Source organism: Actinomycetota bacterium, assembly GCA_005888325.1.
GTDB lineage: Bacteria > Actinomycetota > Acidimicrobiia > Acidimicrobiales > AC-14 > AC-14.
Genome location: VAWU01000028.1, coordinates 87,727 through 106,378, shown reverse-complemented (window position 1 = coordinate 106,378; position 18,652 = coordinate 87,727). Strand labels below are relative to the sequence as shown.

The window sequence follows — 18,652 nt, the reverse complement described above, 5'->3', positions numbered from 1 at the left end:
AGCCGGCTGGCGAGCTGTCAACCAGGAGAGCCATTTGAACAAGGAGCGCCAAATCATGCTGATGCGTTTCGACCCCTTCCGTGACCTCGACCGCCTGACCCAGCAGCTGTGGAACACCGCCGGCGACGGCCACGGCGGGCTGCGGTCCATGCCGATGGACGCGTACCGCCGAGGCGATCGCTTCGTCGTCCACTTCGACCTCCCGGGCGTCGACCCCGACAAGATCGAGCTCACCATCGAGAAGAACGTGCTGACCGTGAGCGCCGAGCGGCGCTGGGAACGCCAGGAGGACGACGAGCCGGTCGCGGCCGAGCGCCTGCAGGGATCGTTCACCCGCCAGCTCTTCCTCGGAGAGACCCTCGACCCCGACCACGTCGAGGCCCGCTACGAGCACGGCGTCCTGACCCTCACCATCCCGGTGGCCGAGGCGGCCAAGCCCCGCAAGGTCACGGTCACTGCGGGCGACAGCAAGGCGGCCGCCATCGAGGCCGAGGCCTCCTAGCTCCTCGCCTGTAGCCCCCGCCCGCCCGGGGCCGCCTCCACCCGGCGCCCGGGCGGGCACACCCCCCCACTCACTTGACCCGCCGGTCAACTTGAGGTCAGGCTCTTGCCTTCCATGCCTGCCCCCGACCCTCTCGAGACGCGTCCGCTGCGGATCGCGCTGCTCGTCTACCGGGGCAATCCCCACTCGGGGGGCCAGGGCGTCTACGTCCACCACCTGAGCAAGGAGCTGGTGGCGCTCGGCCACCACGTCGACGTGTTCAGCGGCCCGCCCTACCCCGAGCTCGTGCCCGAGGTGCCGCTGGTGAAGGTGCCGAGCCTCGACCTCTACCGGCCGGGCGACCCCTTCCGGGTGCCTCACCCGCGCGAGTTCCACTCGCTCGCCGACGTGATCGAGTTCGCGCTCATGTGCACCGCCGGCTTCCCCGAGCCCCTCACCTTCGGCATGCGGGTGCGGCGGGTCCTCCGCGACCGCCGCGGTGACTTCGACATCGTGCACGACAACCAATGCCTCGCCAACGGCATCCTGGGCCTGCTCGACGACGGCTTCCCGGTGGTGGCCACCGTGCACCACCCGATCACCGTCGACCGCGACCTCGAGCTGTCCCATGCGACCTCGCCCATCCGCAGGCTCACGCTGCGTCGCTGGTTCGGGTTCCTCCGCATGCAGATCCGGGTGGTGCGCAAGCTCCCCCGGATCATCACGGTCTCCGAGTCGTCCAGGCGCGACATCGCCGAGCAGCTCGGCGTGCGGCTCGACCGGATGACGGTCGTGCCCGTGGGTGTCGACCAGACCCACTTCCGGCCCCTGCCCCGCATCGCGCGCGTCCCGGGCCGGATCATGACCACTGCGAGCGCCGACGTGCCCATGAAGGGCCTGGTCCCGCTGCTCGAGGCGGTAGCGAAGGTACGCACCGAGCGGCCGGTCGAGCTGGTGGTCGTGGGCCGGCCCCGCGAGGGCAGCATCATCCCCGCCACCATCGAGCGTCTGGGCCTCGAGGGGGCGGTTGAGTTCGTGGGGGGTGTCGACCACGACCGCATCGTCGAGCTGTACGCCGAGGCCGAAGCGGCCGTCGTGCCGTCTCTCTACGAGGGCTTCTCGCTGCCGGCCATCGAGGCCATGGCCTGCGGCGTGCCCCTCGTGTCCACCACCGGCGGCGCCCTGCCCGAGGTGGTGGGTGGCCACGACGACACCGCGCTCCTCGTGCCTCCCGGCGACTCCGGTGCCCTCGCGGCGGCCATCTCCCGGCTGCTCGACGACCCCGCCCTCCGCACGCGGATCGGCGCGGCCGGGCGGGCGCGCGTGTTCGAGCGCTACACCTGGGCCGCGACGGCCGAGGGCACGGTCGAGCAGTACCGGTCGGAGTTGCGGGCGCGAGCGTTTAGCGCGCGAGCCGCGCAGGGACGCGCATGCTGACCGTCGACTACGACCGCCTCGGTGTGCAGAGCGGCGACCACCTCCTCGACCTCGGGTGCGGCGGCGGGCGCCACGCCTTCGAGGCGTTCCGCCGGGGCGCCCACGTCGTCGCCCTCGACCGCGACCACGACGAGCTCCTGGGGGCGGCGTCCATCCTCTGGGCCATGCACGACGCGGGCCAGGCGCCGCGCCGGGCGTTCGGCGCCGCGGTGCGGGGCGACGCGCTCGCGGTCCCCTTCCCCGACGGTTCCTTCGACCGCGTCATCGCCGCAGAGGTGCTCGAGCACATCGTCACCGACACCGACGCGCTCGCGGAGCTGGCCCGGGTCCTGCGACCAGGAGGCACCATCGCCGTCACCGTGCCCCGCTGGCTCCCCGAACGGGTGTGCTGGGCGCTGGCCGAGGACTACCACGCTCCCCGCGTCGCGGGCGGTCACGTGCGCATCTACCGGCAGGGTGAGCTGACGGCCAAGCTGCGCGCCGCCGGGCTCACGGTGACCGGCTTCGGCCACGCGCACTCGCTCCACACGCCGTACTGGTGGCTGAAGTGCGCGGTCGGGGTCACCAACGACGCGCACCCGCTCGCCCGTCTCTACCACCGCTTCCTCGTGTGGGACATGACCACGGCTGCGCCGCCGGTGCGCCTGCTGGAGCGCACGCTCAACCCCGTCATCGGCAAGAGCCTGGTCGTCTACGCGTCCAAGCCGGCGCAGTCGGCCGCCCCCGTCACCGAGGTCCGCGATGCTGCGGCCTGAGACGTCGTTGCGGCTGCGCACCGCCGAGCTGACCGCCACGGTCGACTCGATCGCGGCGTGGCAGCTCGACGACGGCATGATCCCGTGGTTCCCGGGCGGTCACGCCGACCCGTGGAACCACGTCGAAGCGGCCATGGCGCTGACCGTCGGCGGGCGTCGGGCCGAGGCGGAGCGCGCGTACGACTGGCTGGTCGCCAAGCAACGCGACGACGGCGCCTGGCACCAGTACTACGTGCAGGACGGCGTCGAGGAGCCCAAGCTCGACGCCAACTGCTGCGCGTACGTCGCCACCGGCACGTGGCACCACTTCCTCACGACGCGCGACTCGGGCTTCCTCGAGACCATGTGGCCGGTGGTCGAGCGGGCCATCGACTTCGTGCTCGACCTGCAGACGCCGCGCGGCGAGATCCGATGGGCACGCCACCCGGACGGCACGCCCTGGTCGTTCGCCCTGCTCACGGCCTCGTCGAGCGTGTACCACAGCCTGCGCTGCGCGATCGCCGCCGCCGAGCACCTCGGGCACGAACGGCCCGACTGGGAGCTGTCCGCCGCGTCCCTCGCACGCGTCATCGTGCACCAGCCCGACGCGTTCGCGCCCAAGCACCGGTGGGCGATGGACTGGTACTACCCCGTGCTCGCGGGCGCCCTCACCGGTCGTGCCGGACGGGCCCGCCTGGCCGAGCGCTGGGACACGTTCATCATGGAGGGTCGCGGCGTGCGATGTGTCTCCGACCGACCGTGGGTGACGGCCGCGGAGACCTGTGAGTGCGTGATGGCCCACGACGCGGTCGGCGAGGTGCAGCGGGCGCGTCAGCTCTTCGGCTGGTCGCAGGCGCTGCGTCATCACGACGGGTCGTACTGGACCGGGGTCGTGTATCCGGAGCTCAAGCACTTCCCGGGCGGTGAGCGCACCACCTACACGGCCGCCACCATCGTGCTGGCCGACGACGCTCTCTGGGGTGAGCGTCCGACCTCGGGGCTGTTCCGCGGCGAGGGCCTGCCCGTGCCCTTCGAGACCAAGACGGCCGACGACGTCTCTGCCGTCGACGTGACGGTCGTCGATGTGTCAGAGACCGTCGCCGACCCGCCGCAGCACGCGTAGCGAGCCCTCGCCCGCGTCACTCACCTCGACGAACGCGCCGGACGCGAGCGCGCGCACGTAGATCTCGTACGGCGGACGTCCTCCGTCGGCCGGATCGGGGAACACGTCGTGGATGGCGAGCAACCCGTCGGGCGCGACGTGCGGGGACCAGGACTCGTAGTCGCGATGGGCGGGGTCCTCACCGTGCCCGCCGTCGATGAAGACGAGCCCGAGGGGCGTGCCCCAATGGCGGGCGACCGTCGGCGACTCGCCGACGACGGCGATCACCGTGTCCTCGAGGCCGGCCGCTTCGATCGTGCGGCGGAAGCACGGGAGCGTGTCGATGCGACCGGTGGCGGCGTCGACGAGCCGCGCGTCGTGGTGCTCCCATCCGGGCTGGTTCTCCTCCGAGCCGCGATGGTGGTCGATGCTGAACAGGACGGTGCCGCGCTCGCGCGCTGCGGCGCCGAGGTAGACGGCCGACTTGCCGCAGTAGGAACCGATCTCGAGCAGCGGGCCCGCGCCCGCCGCGTCGAGGCCCGCCCGGTGCAACGCCAGGCCCTCGTTCTCGGACATGAACCCGGTCGCCCGGCGCGCGTGCTCGAGCAGGCCGGCGTCCATGGGGCGTGACGACGCCGTGGCTATGTCGGCAGGCCGGTGCGGCCGTCGAGCGCGGGAATGTCCTCGAGCTCCTCCGGGTGGTGCACGAAGAGGATCTTGTTGAAGATGACGAACTTCCCGAACCACAGCACCCCGAACGCACCCAGCGCGAAGACCATGACGACGAGGTTGTGAGCGGTTTTCCCGGAGACCCAGTCGTCGGCATGACTGTCGGCGTAGTCGGCACACCACGTGGAGAACGCCAACCCGATGAACGCGAGCGTCCAGAAGGGGACGACCTCCTTCATCAGGTGCGACCGCCCCGGCTTGCGCCACACCCAGGAGCGGTTCAGGTAGTACGAGGGAACGGTGGCCACCGAGCAGGCTGCGATCTGCCCGTTGCGGCCCGACCAGTGAAAGCCGAACAGGAGCACGCCCAGCACGACCTGGGAGACGATCACCGAGATCACCGAAACGAATGTGTACTTGATCATCCGTTTGCCGTCGGGCGAGCGGGCCATGTCTCGTACCCGCTCGGACCGCGTTCTGGTATCGGGGCGCACATCCACGTCTCGGATGCTACCGGCCTCAGCCGTAGCGGAACACTCCGTGGTCAGTCTGCGGGCAGGGCGTTGGCTCGGGCGATGCCTCCCAGCCAGCGGGCGCTGGGCTTCTCGGTACGCACCTGGGTGCTGCGGTCCACCGCGACGAGGCCGAACGTGGGCTTGTAGCCGTAGGCCCACTCGAAGTTGTCGAGCAGGCTCCAGTAGACGTAACCGCGGACGTCGAGGCCGTCGGCGATCGTGTCGAGCACGCCCCTCAGGGCCCGCTCGACGTACTCGATGCGCTCGTCGTCGTCGTCGGTGCCGATGCCGTTCTCGGTGACGATGACGGGCAGGCCGGTCACGTCGACGGCGCGGCGGATGCAGGCCTCGAGTGCCTCCGGGTAGAACTCGTAGCCCATCAGCGTGGTGCGCGCGTCCGGCGGGTAGGGGGCCAGGCCGTTGGCGTCGATGAGAAGCCGCGTGTAGGTCTGCACGCCGATGTAGTCGTCGCCCTCCGTGCCCTCGAGGTACACGTCCTCCATCGGCCGGCGGATCTCCTGCAGTCGCGCCTCGCCTCCTTCCACCGCCTGGAAGTCGGTCATCGACATCGTGAGGCCGACGGGGACATCGGGCGCCGCGGCGCGTATGGCCGCGACCGCTTTTCGGTGCGCGTCGACGAGCGTGTCGGAGGCACGCTTGCCCTTGTCGTAGTCCTGCTCACCCGGTGGCCACATGGCGAGGATGTAGCCGTTGGTGGCCACCCAGTTGGGCTCGTTGATGGTGCACGCCCGTGCCATCGAGCCGTGCAGGTGCGATGCGGTGCGCTCCACGAAGCGGGCGAAGCGGTCCGCGGTGTCGGCAACGGCCCACCCCCCTGCCGCCGCCACCCAGCGGGGCGACGTGAAGTGATGGAAGGTGACGACGGGCTCGACCCCGCGTTCGAGGCACGACTCGCACATCCGCTTGTAATGGTCGAGCGCCACGAGCGAGAACTCGCCCTCTTCGGGTTCGATGCGGCTCCACTCCAACGAGAAGCGGTACGCGTTGAACCCGAGGTTCGCGAGCAGCGCGATGTCGTCGTCGTAGCGGTGCCAGTGGTCGCACGCGTCGCCACTGGGGTCGGGGCAGGGCGTGCCGGGCGCGTGCTCCCATGCCCACCAGTCGTTGTTCCAGTTCCCTCCTTCCACCTGGTGCGCGGCCGTGGCCGTGCCCCAGAGGAAGCCGTCGGGGAACGAGGTTGTCGTCGGCATGAGCCGGGAGGCTAGACCTTTGCATGACTCAGGACGCCGTCGACGAGCTCTGCGCGCTCCTCGACCTCGAGCCCATCGAGGTCAACATCTTCCGGGGCGTCAGCCCGAAAGAGGACCGTCAGCGCGTCTTCGGCGGACAGGTGGCGGGCCAGGCCCTCGTCGCCGCGGGACGGACGGTCGCGCAGGGAACCGTGCACTCGCTGCACGCGTACTTCCTGCGCCCGGGCGACCCCAACATCCCGATCCTCTACGACGTCGACCGCATACGCGACGGCCGCTCCTTCACCACGCGCCGCGTGGTAGCGATCCAGCACGGACGCGCGATCTTCAACCTGTCGGCGTCGTTCCACGTCGACGAGCAGGGGCCGGACCATCAGCTGCCGATGCCCGACGTGCCCGACCCCGAGTCGCTGGCGACGTTCAAGGAGCGCATGGAGCCGTTCAAGGAGACGCTCGGCGACTGGTACGACCGCGACCGCCCGATCGACATCCGCCACGTGTCGGGGAGCCCGATGGAGCGCCGCGGGCGCGAGCCGCTCCCGCCTGCGCAGCAGGTGTGGATGCGCGCCGACGGACGGCTGCCCGACGAACCGCTGCTCCACGCGTGCGTGGTGGCGTACGCGTCCGACCTGACGCTGCTCGACACGACGACCCTGCCCCACGCGCTGAGCGCGTTCGAGGACCATCACCGGCTGATGATGGCGAGCCTCGACCATGCCATGTGGTTCCACCGGCCGTTCCGGGCCGACGAGTGGCTGCTGTACGACATGGAGAGCCCGTCGGCTTCGGGCGCGCGCGGGTTCGCGCGCGGATCGATCTACACGCGCGACGGCGCGCTCGTGGTCTCGGTGGCCCAGGAGGGCCTGGTGCGACCGCTCGACGTCGACGCGCCCGCGGGCGCCGACGCGGGCTGAGCGGCGTCAGTCGACCTGTTCACGCACCCACGCGATGTCGTCCTTCTGGCCGTCGGGCGGCGTCTCGCAGACGACGGGCGCGCCCGCGTTGCGCACCACCTCGGCCAGCATGTCGGGCGGGATCGTGCCCGACCCGAGGTGCTCGTGGCGGTCGCGGCCCGACCCCAGGGGGTCCTTGGAGTCGTTGCAGTGCACGAGGTCGATGCGGCCGGTGATGGCGAGGATGCGCTCGACCGCACCGGCGAGATCCTCACCCGCGGCGTGCGCGTGGCAGGTGTCGAGGCAGAACCCCACCCGGTCGCCGATCGCGTCCCACAACCTCGCGATCGTGTCGAAGTGGCGGGCCATTGCGTGATCGCCCCCGGCCGTGTTCTCGAGGAAGATCGGCACCGTCGTCGTGAGCTGATCGAGCGCCTTGACCCATCGGTCGACGCCCGCCTCGACGGAGTCGTCGGCGGTGACGTGCCCGCCGTGCACGATCACCGCTCGCGCCTGCAGGTCGGCCGCCGCGTCGCAGCACTCCTGGAGGATCTTGCGGCTGGGGATGCGGATCTTGTTGTTCGGCGACGCCAGGTTCACCAGGTAGGGCGAGTGCACGTAGATCGGGACACCCGACGCCTTGAGCTCGTCCGCGTCGGCCCGTGGCTTCGGCGTCTTCCAGCTCTGGGGGTCGGACACGAAGATCTGCACGAGGTCGGCGCCCGTCTCCGCGGCCGCCGCGAGAGGGTCACCGGTCTTGACGTGGGCGCCGATCTGCATCAGCCGACGAGCTCGCCCAGGCCCTGGACCCGGGCGGCCCGCCTCAGGCGCTCGAACGCCTCGAGCTCGATCTGGCGCACCCGCTCGCGGGAGACGCTGAGCAGGCGTCCGACCTCGGCCCGGTTGCGCTCCTCGCCGTCGTCGAGGCCGAAGCGGAGCCGGACGACCCGCTGCTGGTGAGGCGTGAGGGCGCCGAGCAGCACGCGCGCCGCGGATGCACGCGCCTTGGCCATGACCTCCTCCTCCACCCGGGCCCCGGGGTCCTGCAGCATCACGTCGACGGAGCGGTCGTCTGCGTCGAGCGAGACCGGGGCGATGCCAACGGGCATGACCCGGCGAACGGCCGCCTCGGAGAGCCCCGTGGCCTTGGCGACCTCGGTCTGCGACGGCGAGCGGCCCAGCAGCGGGCGCAGCTCCTGGCGGGCCGCGTGCACCTGCGCCGCCTCGCGCCGCACCTTCAGGCGCAGGCGCAGACCCGGTCCCGCGTCCTCGATGGCCCGATGGATCTCCTGACGCACCAGGAACGTGGCGTAGGTCGTGAAGCGGCCCCGGGCGGGGTCGAAGTGCTCGACGGCCAGCAGCAGGCCGATCACCCCGGCCTGGAGGAGCTCGTCGATCGACACGGAGCCCGCGTAGGCCCGCCGGGAGAGGGTGATGACCCATCCGAGGTTGGCCGAGATGAGCCGGTGCCGGGCGTCGAGCCCGGCCCGAATGGCCTCTCGCACCCGCAGCTGACCCTCGCCGTCGCCCGGGAGCACCACGGCCGACGCCGCCCGCCGCCCGGCCCGGATGGCGAGTGCGAGCGCCCGCTCCTCCTCGGCCGAGAGCAACCCGGCGCGGGTCATCTCGGCGGCGTAGGAGGCCAGGGTGTCCGCGCCGTCGCGCTCGTAGGTCAGGGTGCTCTCGTCGTGGTCGTCGGCGCCGAGGCCGAGGTGCGGGTGGTCGGCGTCAGGATACTGTCCGTGGTCGCACGCGGGCGACAGCCAGCTGGTGCCGCGTCACCCCCGCTACCGCTTGTCGAGCGGCACGTAGGGGCGCTCGTCGGGGCCGATGTAGAGCTGGCGGGGGCGGGCGATGCGCTGGTCCTGCTCGAGCAGCTCGAGCCAGTGCGCCAGCCAGCCCGACGTGCGCGGGATCGCGAACAGCACCGGGAACATCTCGATCGGGAAGCCCATCGCCTGGTAGATCAGGCCCGAGTAGAAGTCGACGTTGGGATAGAGCTTGCGCGAGGTGAAGTACTCGTCGGACAGCGCCACCTCTTCGAGCTTGAGCGCGATGTCGAGGAGCGGGTTCTTGCCGGTGATCTCGAACACCTCGTCCGCGGTCTGCTTCACGATGCGGGCGCGTGGGTCGTAGCTCTTGTAGACGCGGTGTCCGAATCCCTGCAGGCGACCGTTGCCCTGCTTCACGCTCGCGACGAAGTCGTCGACGTTGTCGAGCGACCCGATCTCGGTGAGCATGCGGATCACCGCCTCGTTGGCCCCACCGTGGCGCGGCCCGTAGAGCGCCGCACACGCCGCCGCGCAGCAGGAGTACGGGTCGGCGTGAGCGGACGCGACGGTGCGCATCGCCGTCGTCGAGCAGTTCTGCTCGTGGTCGGCGTGCAGGATGAAGAGCACGTCGAGCGCGTGCGCCAGCTGCGGGTTGGCGTCGAAGCGGGGCTCGGCCACCTTCCACATCATCGACAGGAAGTTCGCCGCGAAGGGAAGCGAGTTGTCGGGATAGACGAAGGGCATGCCGACGCTGAAGCGATGGGCGGCCGCAGCCAGCGTCGGCATCTTGGCGATCAACCGCAGCACCTGCTTGTAGCGGCTCTCGGGGTCGTGGATGGCCTTGGCGTCGAGGTAGAAGGTCGACAGCGCGGCCACCGCGGAGACGAGCATGCCCATCGGGTGCGCGTCGTAGTGGAAGCCCTCGAGGAACCGCTTGCGTACGTTCTCGTGGATGTACGTGTGGTTCGTGATGTCGTGCACCCACTGCTCGTGCTCCTTCTGGGTGGGGAGCTCGCCGTGGATGAGCAGGTAGGACACCTCGAGGTAGCTCGACCGTTCGGCCAGCTGCTCGATCGGGTAGCCGCGGTAACGAAGGATGCCGGCGTCACCGTCGAGATAGGTGATGTGGCTCGCGCACGCCGCCGTTGTCATGAGCGCCGGGTCGTAGAGCCACACGCCGGGCAGCAGCTTGCGCCATTGGGCGGCGTCGATCCCACCGTTCTCGATAGGGATCTCGATCGCTTGGCCCGTCCGGTTGTCGGTGATCGTCACTGAGTCAGGCACGCGCGCGACGTTACTGCTGCTTCTGGTGCCGGTAGACGCTCGTGTCCCGCACCTCGAAGCCCAACTTCGAGTAGAGCCGGTGGGCGGCCTGGCGCGACGGCCGGGACGTGAGATCGAGGGAGCGGGCGCCCGCGTCGCCGGCCAGGCGAACGGCCTCGGCCGTGAGCGCCTCGCCCACCCCCCTGCCCCGGGCCGCCTCGTCGACGATCACGTCCTCGATCCAACCCCTGACCCCGGTCGGGATGCGGAACAGAACGAGCGTGAGCGTGCCCACGATCGCCGTCGGCGGGTGACCTTCACCGGTCTCACCGGGCAGGCGCGCGACCAAGAGGCGGGTCGTGGGGGAGGCGACCATCTCGGCCAACTCGGTCTCGCCGATCGGGGCCGCCGACTGCGACAGCTGGGGGACGAGGCGGGCGAGGGCCTCGAGGAGCGCGGGCGTGACCTCGGTGGCTTCCTCGACCGAGACCGCGGTCAAGAGAGCTCGGGTACCGGCTCGGGCGGCGGCGGGCCCACGTAGCGGGCGCTGGGTCGGATGATCCGGTTGTCGGCGGCCTGCTCGAGGATGTTGGCGCACCAGCCGATCACGCGGCTCGACGCGAAGGTCGGCGTGAAGAGGTCGCGCGGCAGGCCGCAGCGGTCCATCACCACGCCGGCGTAGAACTCGACGTTCGCGTACAGATGGCGGCCGGGCTTGAGCTCGGCCAGCACGTCGACCACCGTGCGCTCGATCTTCTTGGCGAACTCGACCTTGTCGCCCCCGATGCGCTCGGCCACGCCCCGGAGCATGAGCGACCGTGGGTCGTCGGTCTTGTAGACGCGATGGCCGAAACCCATGATGCGACCGCCGTGCTCGACCGCGTCGCGGATCCACGGCTCGGCGTTCTCCGGCGTGCCGATGGCATCGAGCATGTCGAGGGCGCGGCTGGGCGCGCCGCCGTGCAGCGGCCCCGAGAGCGCGCCGATGGCACCCACCACCGCGGACCCGAGGTCGGCACCCGTCGACGTGATGACGCGCGCCGTGAACGTCGACGCGTTGAAGCCGTGGTCGATCGTCGAGATCTGGTACTGCTCGACCGCGCGTGCGAAGTCGGGCGGCGGCTCCTCACCGGTGAGCATGTAGAGGTAGTTCGCGGTGTAGGAGAGATCGGGGTGCGGGTCGATCGGCTCCTCGCCCCGGTTGAGCCGGTACAACGCCATGATCAGGGTCGGGATGACGGCGCACGTCTGCATCGCGTTTGCTCGCAGCGTGGCGTGGTCGATGTCGAGGCTGGCCCGGAAGTCGTCGGCGTACGCCACCAGCGACACGGCCGAGCGCAGCGCGTCGAGGGGGATGAAGTGATCCCCTGCGCGCGCGATGGCGGGCAGCAGTCCCTTCACCGATTCGGGTACGGCGCGGAGGGGCTTGATCTCGGCGATGAACCGGTCGCGCTCCTTCGCCGTCGGCAGCCGTCCGTCGAAGAGCAGGTGCCACACGTCCTCGAGCGTGCGCTTCTCGCAGAGCTCCACGGCGTTGTACTGGCGGTAGTGGTAGAAGCCTTCCTGGCCGCGCACGTCGCCCACCGAGGTCTCGGCCACGACGACACCCGCCAGTCCCTTGGGCACGTCCTGCAGCGCGCCCTCGACCGGCCGGATCTGGCTGATGCGCATCAGGTCGCGCATCGACACGATGCCGACCAACGTCTCGCCGTCGACGACCGGGATGTGGCGGTAGCCGTGCTCCGCCAGGCTCGTCCAAGCGTCGGTGACCTCGACATCGGGCGCGACGACGTCGGGATCCTCGGTCATCCACTCCGAGACCTTGGTGGCGCTCGGGTCGGCGCCGGCCGCGGCGATCTTCACCAGGTCGCGCTCGGTGAGGATGCCGATGGCGCGACGGCCGTCGACGACGACCACCGACCCGACCTTGCGGTCTCGCATGCGGGCGGTGGCCTCGGCGATGGTCTCCGAGGGCGCCGCCGTCAACGGATCACTCGTCATGACGTCGGAGACGAGGCGGACCTTCGCACCATTCATGCTCGGGAGTATATGACCGCGAGAACGCGTTCTCCCATGACGCCCCGAGCGAGGCACGCCGCAGGTCATACGCACTTCACGAACGCGGCACGCGATCGCCATCGACGCGAAGCCGGGCCGACACCCGGCGTCCGTAGCCTCACGCCCATTACTCCCCTCATCCGCTTCATGTCCTGGATGGTGGCGATCGGGAACGGCGGGGCGGCAGCCAACGCCTGGCACGCGATCGAGGAGCGGGCGCAGGCCGACGCCGCGGTCGACGCCCTGTGCGCTCGCGTGAACGTCGCGCAGTCGGTCAGCACGCAGTCGGGCGACACCCAGTCGGGCAGCACGCAGTCAGCCAGCACGCAGTCGGGCAGCACCGCCCCGTCACGCGCCGCCTGACTGCCCGTAAGCTCCCCTGCACCGTCGGAAAGGGGAGCCCGTGGTCACCGAAGAGGACGTGCGCGCCACCAGCCGTCGCCTCCGCGACGTGGTGGAGCCGATCGCGGCGAACGTGTACTTCGCCAAGGAGGCCCAGGAGGCGTACGGCGAGCTCGGCCTCGGCTACATCCCGGGCTGCTTCTGCAGCCGGTCGGCGTGCATGGGCCGCGTGCCCGGCGAGGCCGTGGTGAGCGCCTTCGGCGTGTTCAACCCCGACGTCGTCGTTCCCGCCATCGACGAGGGCAGGGCGAAGACCGATGTCGAGTCGTTGCTCGTGGCCCGCGAGCGCGGGGCGACCGCGAGCCTGGAGCGCATCCTCGGAGGCCCGCCCGACGGCGCGGCGCGTGCCACCGAGATCCTGCGCCGGGCGGCCGACGCGGCCACGTGTGAGGGGCATCCGCTGTTCGCGGGGCTCAGGTCGCTCGGCTTCCCCGGATCGGCGACCGGCGACCTCTGGCGGGCTGCCGACCTCGTACGGGAGCACCGCGGCGACTCACACACGTGCGCGTGGGTTTCGCACGGCGTCGATGCCACCGAGATCACCCTGCTCACCGAGCTCTGGTGGCGCCTTCCGTTGAACAGCTACGTGCGCACACGCGGCTGGACGAGTGAGCAGACCGACCGTGCGATCGATCGTCTCCGCGAACGCGGGCTGGTCGAGGGCGACGGCTTCACCCCCGCAGGCCAGGAGCTGCGCGCGTCCATCGAGGAGGCCACCGACCGGCAGGAGAGGGCCATCGTCACCGCCATCGGCGACGACGCCGACGAGCTCTTCGCGTTGCTGACGCCGTGGTCGAAAGCGATCGTCGACTCGGGCGGCTACCCTGCCGACCCCAGCAGCCTCACGCGAAGGTGACCGACGCCGTCGGCGGCTGGCAGGACTCGCACCAGTAGACGCGCCGCGCCCCCTCGCCCAGCTGGGCCGAACGGATGGGCTGACGACACCGGTGACACGGCCGGCCCGTGCGCCGGTACACCCAGGTGCGTTCCGGGCCCTTCCCGAACTCACGCGCGAAGCCTTGCCCGGGCTGGAGGTTGGCGCGCATCAGCGTCACCGCGGTGCTGACGAGCGCGTCGAGCGCGTCGTCCGTCAGGTCCGAACGCGTCGTGAACGGGTTGATGCGACGCAGGAACAGCGCTTCGCAGCGGTAGATGTTGCCGATGCCCGACACGACCTGCTGGTCGAGCAGCAGCTCGCCGACCGCGAGGTCGGAGGCGCGACGTGCGGCGCGCCGGCGGACCTCGGCCCGGTCGAACGGCTCGACGAGGACGTCGGGGCCGAGGCGCGACAACGACGGGTGCACGCGCTCGCCGTGCGCGGCGAGCAGCTCGACGACCGGCGCGCTGAAGCACACCGCCACGCGGTCACCCGCCTCGAGCACGATGCGCGCCTGCCACTCCGGCTTCCGCCAGCGCTCGCCGGCGCGGTACACGTGCCACGAGCCGGTCATCTGCATGTGCGTGTGCAGGACCGAGCCCGAGTCGAACCGCACGAGCAGATGCTTGGCCCTCGCCTCCACCGCCTCGATCCGCTGTCCCACCAGCCGCGCGACCGGCAGCCCCGCCACCTGCGTGCGCCCGCCCGTGACCTCGCGCCCGCGGAGCCAGTGGTCGAGGCTCCGCGCGGCCCGAAAGATCGTGTCGCCCTCAGGCATACCGCGGCGTTCGAGGGGGATCAGGCATACCGCACGAGGCCCTTGGGGGTGGGGACGAAGCCGGCGGCGCGCAGGAGGGGCTCGAGCTCGGTCGGGAAGCGCTCGAGCGAGAGACGAGTGAAACGGCCCTCCGCGACGAGGCCGCCGAGCGCCGTCACCGCCTGCGGCTCCCACGTGCCGTCGAGCGCGCGCAGGGCAACGAGCCCCCGACCGCCCTTCTCCACGTACAGCGAGGCGAGACCGTCGACGAGCACGACGAACGCCCCCGCGGCGCGCTGGGGACGCGCGCCTTCCGTCTCGGGCCAGGCCAGCGCGACCCCATACGGGTTCGCGGGGTCGGTCGCGGCCAGCACCACCGCGCCCGGGAAGCCCTCGGGCACGCCGTCGCGGAAGGCGCGCAGCCGGTCGACCGCACCGGGAAGGGCGAACTGCGCGCCGCCGAGGCCGGTCACGAAGTAGCCCCGACGGATGCGTCCCGACTCCTCCATCGCCCGCAGCACCGGGTAGACGGCCGCGAAGCCGCCGGCCACGCCCTCGCCGCGCGCCGCCGCGCGCGTGAGGACGCCGTGGCGGTCGAGCAGCACCCCCGCCAGCGCGGCTGCGGCCTCGGTCGGGCTCACCGCGTCCCGGTCGCCGAGCTCACGCGTGAGCAAGGACCAGCGGCCCTGCGCCCGGGGCGGGCCGAGGACGGTGAGCGAGCCGAGACGCGGGCGGCCCCCGCGCGCCTTGCCGCCGGCGCGTCGCTTCGCAGACAGCGCGCGTACGGCCGCGAACGAGTCGTTGGTGACCTCGCCCGCCCACACCAGGTCCCAGAGGGCCTCGAGCGTGCTCGCGTCGGCCTCTCCGGTCAGCTCGCGGAAGAAGCACGCACCCCGTTGGGACAACACGTCGCGCAGGCGCTCGTGCTCGGGCGCCTCCGGTCGTTCGACGGGAACAGGCACGAGGCGCGGCGCGAGCAACGGCGCCCGGTCGCGCAGGAACAGCATGACCTTGCCGTCGTCGCGGCCCAGCGGGCCCGCCCCCGCCCACAGCACCTCACCCGCGGCGAGCAGCTCGTCGAGCAGCCGGGGCGAGTAGTCGCGCAGACGCGCGCTCAGCACGTCGCGCTCGAGGCCGCTCGCGGGGATGGCGACGCCCTGCAGCTGACCCACGACCTCGTGGAGGCGGTCGACGGTGCCCGACCGCGACCCCACGCCGTGCCAGGCGGGGAGGAAGCGCGCCAATGCCTCGGCCTGGGTGGGCTCGACCTCGCGCCGCAGTGCGGCGAGCGAGCGCTGGCGCAGCTGGCGCAGCACCTCCGCATCGCACGACTCGCGGTCGGAGCCGTCCGGGCGGAACTCGCCGCGCAGCAGCGTGCCCGCTTCGACCAGCCCCTCCAACACCTCGTCGACGCGCTCGGTCGGCAGGCCGAAGCGGTCGGCGGGCTCCCGCGTGAGGAACGGCCCGTGAGTGCGGGCCCATCGACGCACCAACTGCGTGAGCGCGTCCGCGGCGGGCTCGAGGAACGCGTCGGGAACCCCCCGGGGGATACCGATGCCGAGCGCGTCACGGTAGCGGCCGGCATCCTCCACCGCGATCAGGCGATCCTCCCCGGCGATGCGGACGGTCACGGCCCGGCGGGTGCCGGTGAGCTTCTCCGCGAAGTCGTCGGTGGCCCGGGCCCGCAGCTCGGCAGGCGTGAGATCGCCCAGGCGCAGCAGCAGGTCGTGGGCTACGTCGACCGTGTGGGCCCACCGCCGCTCGTCGATCGCCTGCAGCTCGTCCTCGAGCGACGCCAGCGCGCCGGGGTCGATGAGCTCGCGCAGCTCCTCCGACCCCACGAGCTCCGCCAGCATGCGCCGATCGAGCGTGAGCGCCTGGGCCCGCCGCTCGGCCAGCGGGGCATCGCCTTCGTACATGAACGCGGCGACATAGGAGAACGCGAGCGAGCTGGCGAACGGCGACGGCAGCTGCGTGTCGACTGACACGACGCGCACCGTGCGGGCGCGAACGTCAGTCATGAGCGACACCAGCGCAGGGAGGTCGAAGACGTCGCTCAGGCACTCGCGGTAGGTCTCGAGCAGGATCGGGAACGAGCCGTGCCGCGACGCCACGTTCAGCAGGTCGGCTGCCCGCTGGCGCATCTGCCACAGCGGCGTGCGCGAGCCGGGGCGCCGGCGTGGCAGCAGCAACGCGCGGGCCGCGTTCTCGCGAAAGCGCGCCGCGAAGACCGCGCTCGCGCCCACCTGGTCGACGACGAGCTCCTCCACCTCGTCAGGATCCAGGATCACCGAGTCGGCCACCGGCGCGTCGTCGGCCTCGGGGAGTCGCAACACGATGCCGTCGTCGCCCCAGATGGCCTGCACCTCGACGCCGTGCCGGTCGCGCACCTTCGCTTCCAACGCGAGCGCCCACGGCGCGTGGACGCGCGCGCCGAACGGTGACAGCACGCAGATGCGCCAGTCGCCCAGCTCGTCGCGGAAGCGCTCGATCACGATCTGGCGATCGGTGGGAACGACGCCGCCGGTGGCGGCACGCTCCTCCTCGACGTAGCGGCGCAGGTTCGACACCGCCCGTGGGTCGAGGCCATTGTCCGCGGCGAGCTGTTCGTCAGTGAGGTCGTCGACCACGCGGAGGAACGCGCCGACGGCGCGCCCGAGCTCGTACGGACGGCCGATGGTGTCGCCGTGCCAGAACGGCATCTTCCCCGGCTCGCCCGGCGCAGGCGTCACCACGACCCGGTCGCGGGTGATCTCCTCGATGCGCCACGTGGTCGCTCCCAGCAGGAAGGTCTCGCCCACCCGGCTCTCGTAGACCATCTCCTCGTCGAGCTCACCGACGCGCGTGCCGTCGGGCGTGAACACACCGAAGAGGCCGCGGTCGGGGATCGTGCCGCCGCTGGTGACCGCGAGCATGCGGGCTCCCGAGCGGGCCGAGAGCGTGCCCGCGACGCGGTCCCACGTGAGCCGCGGTCGCAGCTCCGCGAACTCGTCGGACGGGTAGCGCCCCGAGAGCATGTCGAGCACGCCCTCGAGCGCCTCCCGCGTCAACTCTGCGAAGGGGTACGCGCCGCCGGCCAGGCGAGCGACCTCGTCGACGGTGAGCTCTTCGACCGCGGTCGCGGCCACGATCTGCTGGGCCAGGACGTCGAGCGGGTTGCGGGGGACGCGGGTCTCCTCGATGAGGCCCGCCGTCATGCGCTGCGCGGTGACCGCGGCGAGCACGAGGTCGCCCCTGAACTTGGGGAAGATGCGGCCCGACGACGGCTCGCCGACCTGGTGCCCGGCCCGGCCGATGCGCTGGAGCCCGCTCGCAACCGACGACGGCGCCTCGACCTGCACGACGAGATCGATGGCGCCCATGTCGATTCCGAGCTCGAGCGACGACGTGGCCACGAGGGCGGGGAGCTTCCCCGCCTTCAGCGCGTCCTCGATGCCGAGCCGCTGCTCGCGCGCGATCGAACCGTGGTGGGCGCGCACGAGCTCGCGGCCCGCCAGCTCGTTGAGCCGTGCCGCCAGCCGCTCGGCCAACCGTCGGGAGTTCACGAAGATCAAGGTCGAACGGTGCTGCGCGATGAGGTCGAGCAGCACCGGGTGGATGGCGGGCCAGATGGAGGCCCGCACCTCCGGGTCGCCGGCCGCGGGCCCGCCGAGCACAAGGTCGTCACCGGTCTCGTCGCCCGAGCTGACCGGTTTGCCCAGCTCGCCCATGTCGTCCACCGGCACGATCACCTGCAGCTCGAGCTGCTTGCGCACCCCTGCGTCGACGACCGTGACCGGGCGCGGCCGCCACTCGCCGCGGGCATCGAGGGCCCGGCCGCCGAGGAAGCGGGCGATCTCGTCGAGTGGGCGCTGCGTGGCGGAGAGCCCGATGCGCTGGAAGGACCTGGGCGTGAGCCGCTCGAGCCGCTCCAGCGACAGCGCGAGATGGGTGCCGCGCTTGGTGGCTGCCATCGCGTGGATCTCGTCGACGATCACGTGCTCAACCGATGCGAGCACCTCTCGGGCGTTGGAGGTGAGCATCAGGTACAGCGACTCGGGTGTGGTGATGAGGATGTCGGGCGGGTGACGTGCGATGTCGCGACGATCGGCTTGTGACGTGTCACCGGTGCGCGTGGCGACGCGGATCGGCGTCACGTCGACGCCGTCACGCGCCGCGGCCAGCGCGATGCCGGCCAGCGGTGATCGCAGGTTGCGCTCGACGTCGTAGGTCAGCGCCTTCAGCGGCGACACGTAGAGCACACGGCACCGCTCTCGCTCCGACGGCGCCGGCGCCCGGAACAGCAGCCGGTCGAGGGCCCAGAGGAACGCGGCGAGGGTCTTGCCCGATCCCGTGGGGGCGAGGATCAGGGTGTGCTCACCCCGGCCGATGGCGTCCCAGCCCTGGTCCTGGGCGGCCGTGGGTGCGGCGAACGTCGACTCGAACCAACGCTGCGTGGGCCCGGAGAAGGGCGAGGTGGGCACGCCCGACAGGCTACGACG

Annotated in this window: 16 protein-coding genes and 1 pseudogene; 7 read left to right on the top strand and 10 right to left on the bottom strand. The window is 71.5% G+C overall.

What is annotated here, in order from left to right; genetic code table 11:
* Positions 1 to 52: 52 nt before the first annotated feature.
* The 4 genes and pseudogenes from E6G06_11440 to E6G06_11425 all read left to right on the top strand — a co-directional run bounded on the left by E6G06_11440 (position 53) and on the right by E6G06_11425 (position 3,676).
* Positions 53 to 502, top strand: a complete 450-nt coding sequence (locus E6G06_11440; GenBank protein ID TML91104.1) for an Hsp20/alpha crystallin family protein — start codon at positions 53 to 55, stop codon at positions 500 to 502.
* Positions 503 to 616: 114 nt separating this feature from the next.
* A complete protein-coding gene (locus E6G06_11435; protein ID TML91072.1) occupies positions 617 to 1,918 on the top strand; it encodes a glycosyltransferase family 4 protein in 1,302 nt (433 codons plus the stop codon).
* Entirely contained in the window at positions 1,912 to 2,673 is a 762-nt protein-coding gene (locus E6G06_11430) for a methyltransferase domain-containing protein (GenBank protein ID TML91071.1), read from the top strand. Before E6G06_11435 ends, E6G06_11430 begins: the two co-directional genes overlap by 7 nt.
* Positions 2,660 to 3,676 (top strand): annotated as a pseudogene (locus tag E6G06_11425) (prenyltransferase). Before E6G06_11430 ends, E6G06_11425 begins: the two are co-directional and overlap by 14 nt.
* Positions 3,677 to 3,739: 63 nt before the next feature.
* On the opposite strand, the gene E6G06_11420 reads toward E6G06_11425, so the two are convergent.
* From E6G06_11420 to E6G06_11410, 3 genes are all read right to left on the bottom strand, one after another.
* The gene (locus E6G06_11420) at positions 3,740 to 4,375 is read right to left on the bottom strand and encodes a class I SAM-dependent methyltransferase (protein ID TML91070.1); all 636 of its coding nucleotides are present in this window, start codon (positions 4,373 to 4,375) and stop codon (positions 3,740 to 3,742) included.
* 20 nt (positions 4,376 to 4,395) lie between these two features.
* A complete protein-coding gene (locus E6G06_11415; protein TML91069.1) occupies positions 4,396 to 4,875 on the bottom strand; it encodes a hypothetical protein in 480 nt (159 codons plus the stop codon).
* Between the two features lie 92 nt (positions 4,876 to 4,967).
* Positions 4,968 to 6,149, bottom strand: a complete 1,182-nt coding sequence (locus E6G06_11410; protein TML91068.1) for a glycosyl hydrolase family protein — start codon at positions 6,147 to 6,149, stop codon at positions 4,968 to 4,970.
* A gap of 23 nt (positions 6,150 to 6,172) precedes the next feature.
* Between E6G06_11410 and tesB the strand changes: the two genes are divergently transcribed.
* Complete coding sequence (gene tesB / locus E6G06_11405; protein TML91067.1) at positions 6,173 to 7,063, top strand: acyl-CoA thioesterase II; 891 nt, start codon at positions 6,173 to 6,175, stop codon at positions 7,061 to 7,063.
* 6 nt (positions 7,064 to 7,069) lie between these two features.
* Here tesB and E6G06_11400 read toward each other — a convergent pair whose 3' ends face one another.
* The 5 genes from E6G06_11400 to E6G06_11380 form a co-directional block, all read right to left on the bottom strand.
* On the bottom strand, positions 7,070 to 7,822 hold the full coding sequence (locus tag E6G06_11400) for a deoxyribonuclease IV (protein ID TML91066.1): 753 nt from the start codon (positions 7,820 to 7,822) through the stop codon (positions 7,070 to 7,072).
* Entirely contained in the window at positions 7,822 to 8,667 is an 846-nt protein-coding gene (locus E6G06_11395) for a sigma-70 family RNA polymerase sigma factor (GenBank protein TML91103.1), read from the bottom strand. The genes E6G06_11400 and E6G06_11395 overlap by 1 nt, the downstream gene beginning before the upstream one ends.
* 162 nt (positions 8,668 to 8,829) lie before the next feature.
* On the bottom strand, positions 8,830 to 10,098 hold the full coding sequence (locus E6G06_11390) for a citrate synthase (GenBank protein ID TML91065.1): 1,269 nt from the start codon (positions 10,096 to 10,098) through the stop codon (positions 8,830 to 8,832).
* Positions 10,099 to 10,108: 10 nt separating this feature from the next.
* On the bottom strand, positions 10,109 to 10,576 hold the full coding sequence (locus tag E6G06_11385; protein ID TML91064.1) for a GNAT family N-acetyltransferase: 468 nt from the start codon (positions 10,574 to 10,576) through the stop codon (positions 10,109 to 10,111).
* On the bottom strand, positions 10,573 to 12,216 hold the full coding sequence (locus E6G06_11380; GenBank protein TML91063.1) for a citrate synthase: 1,644 nt from the start codon (positions 12,214 to 12,216) through the stop codon (positions 10,573 to 10,575). Before E6G06_11380 ends, E6G06_11385 begins: the two co-directional genes overlap by 4 nt.
* A 66-nt stretch (positions 12,217 to 12,282) precedes the next feature.
* On the opposite strand from E6G06_11380, the gene E6G06_11375 reads away from it, so the two are divergent.
* Both E6G06_11375 and E6G06_11370 read left to right on the top strand, forming a co-directional pair.
* Positions 12,283 to 12,498 (top strand): hypothetical protein, encoded by a 216-nt coding sequence (locus E6G06_11375; protein TML91062.1) that lies wholly within the window; start codon positions 12,283 to 12,285, stop codon positions 12,496 to 12,498.
* Between the two features lie 40 nt (positions 12,499 to 12,538).
* Positions 12,539 to 13,393 (top strand): hypothetical protein, encoded by an 855-nt coding sequence (locus E6G06_11370; protein TML91061.1) that lies wholly within the window; start codon positions 12,539 to 12,541, stop codon positions 13,391 to 13,393.
* Here E6G06_11370 and E6G06_11365 read toward each other — a convergent pair.
* Both E6G06_11365 and E6G06_11360 read right to left on the bottom strand, forming a co-directional pair.
* On the bottom strand, positions 13,380 to 14,192 hold the full coding sequence (locus tag E6G06_11365) for an Fpg/Nei family DNA glycosylase (GenBank protein TML91060.1): 813 nt from the start codon (positions 14,190 to 14,192) through the stop codon (positions 13,380 to 13,382). The genes E6G06_11370 and E6G06_11365 overlap by 14 nt on opposite strands.
* Before the next feature lie 20 nt (positions 14,193 to 14,212).
* On the bottom strand, positions 14,213 to 18,643 hold the full coding sequence (locus E6G06_11360) for a DEAD/DEAH box helicase (protein ID TML91059.1): 4,431 nt from the start codon (positions 18,641 to 18,643) through the stop codon (positions 14,213 to 14,215).
* Between the last annotated feature and the right edge of the window lie 9 nt (positions 18,644 to 18,652).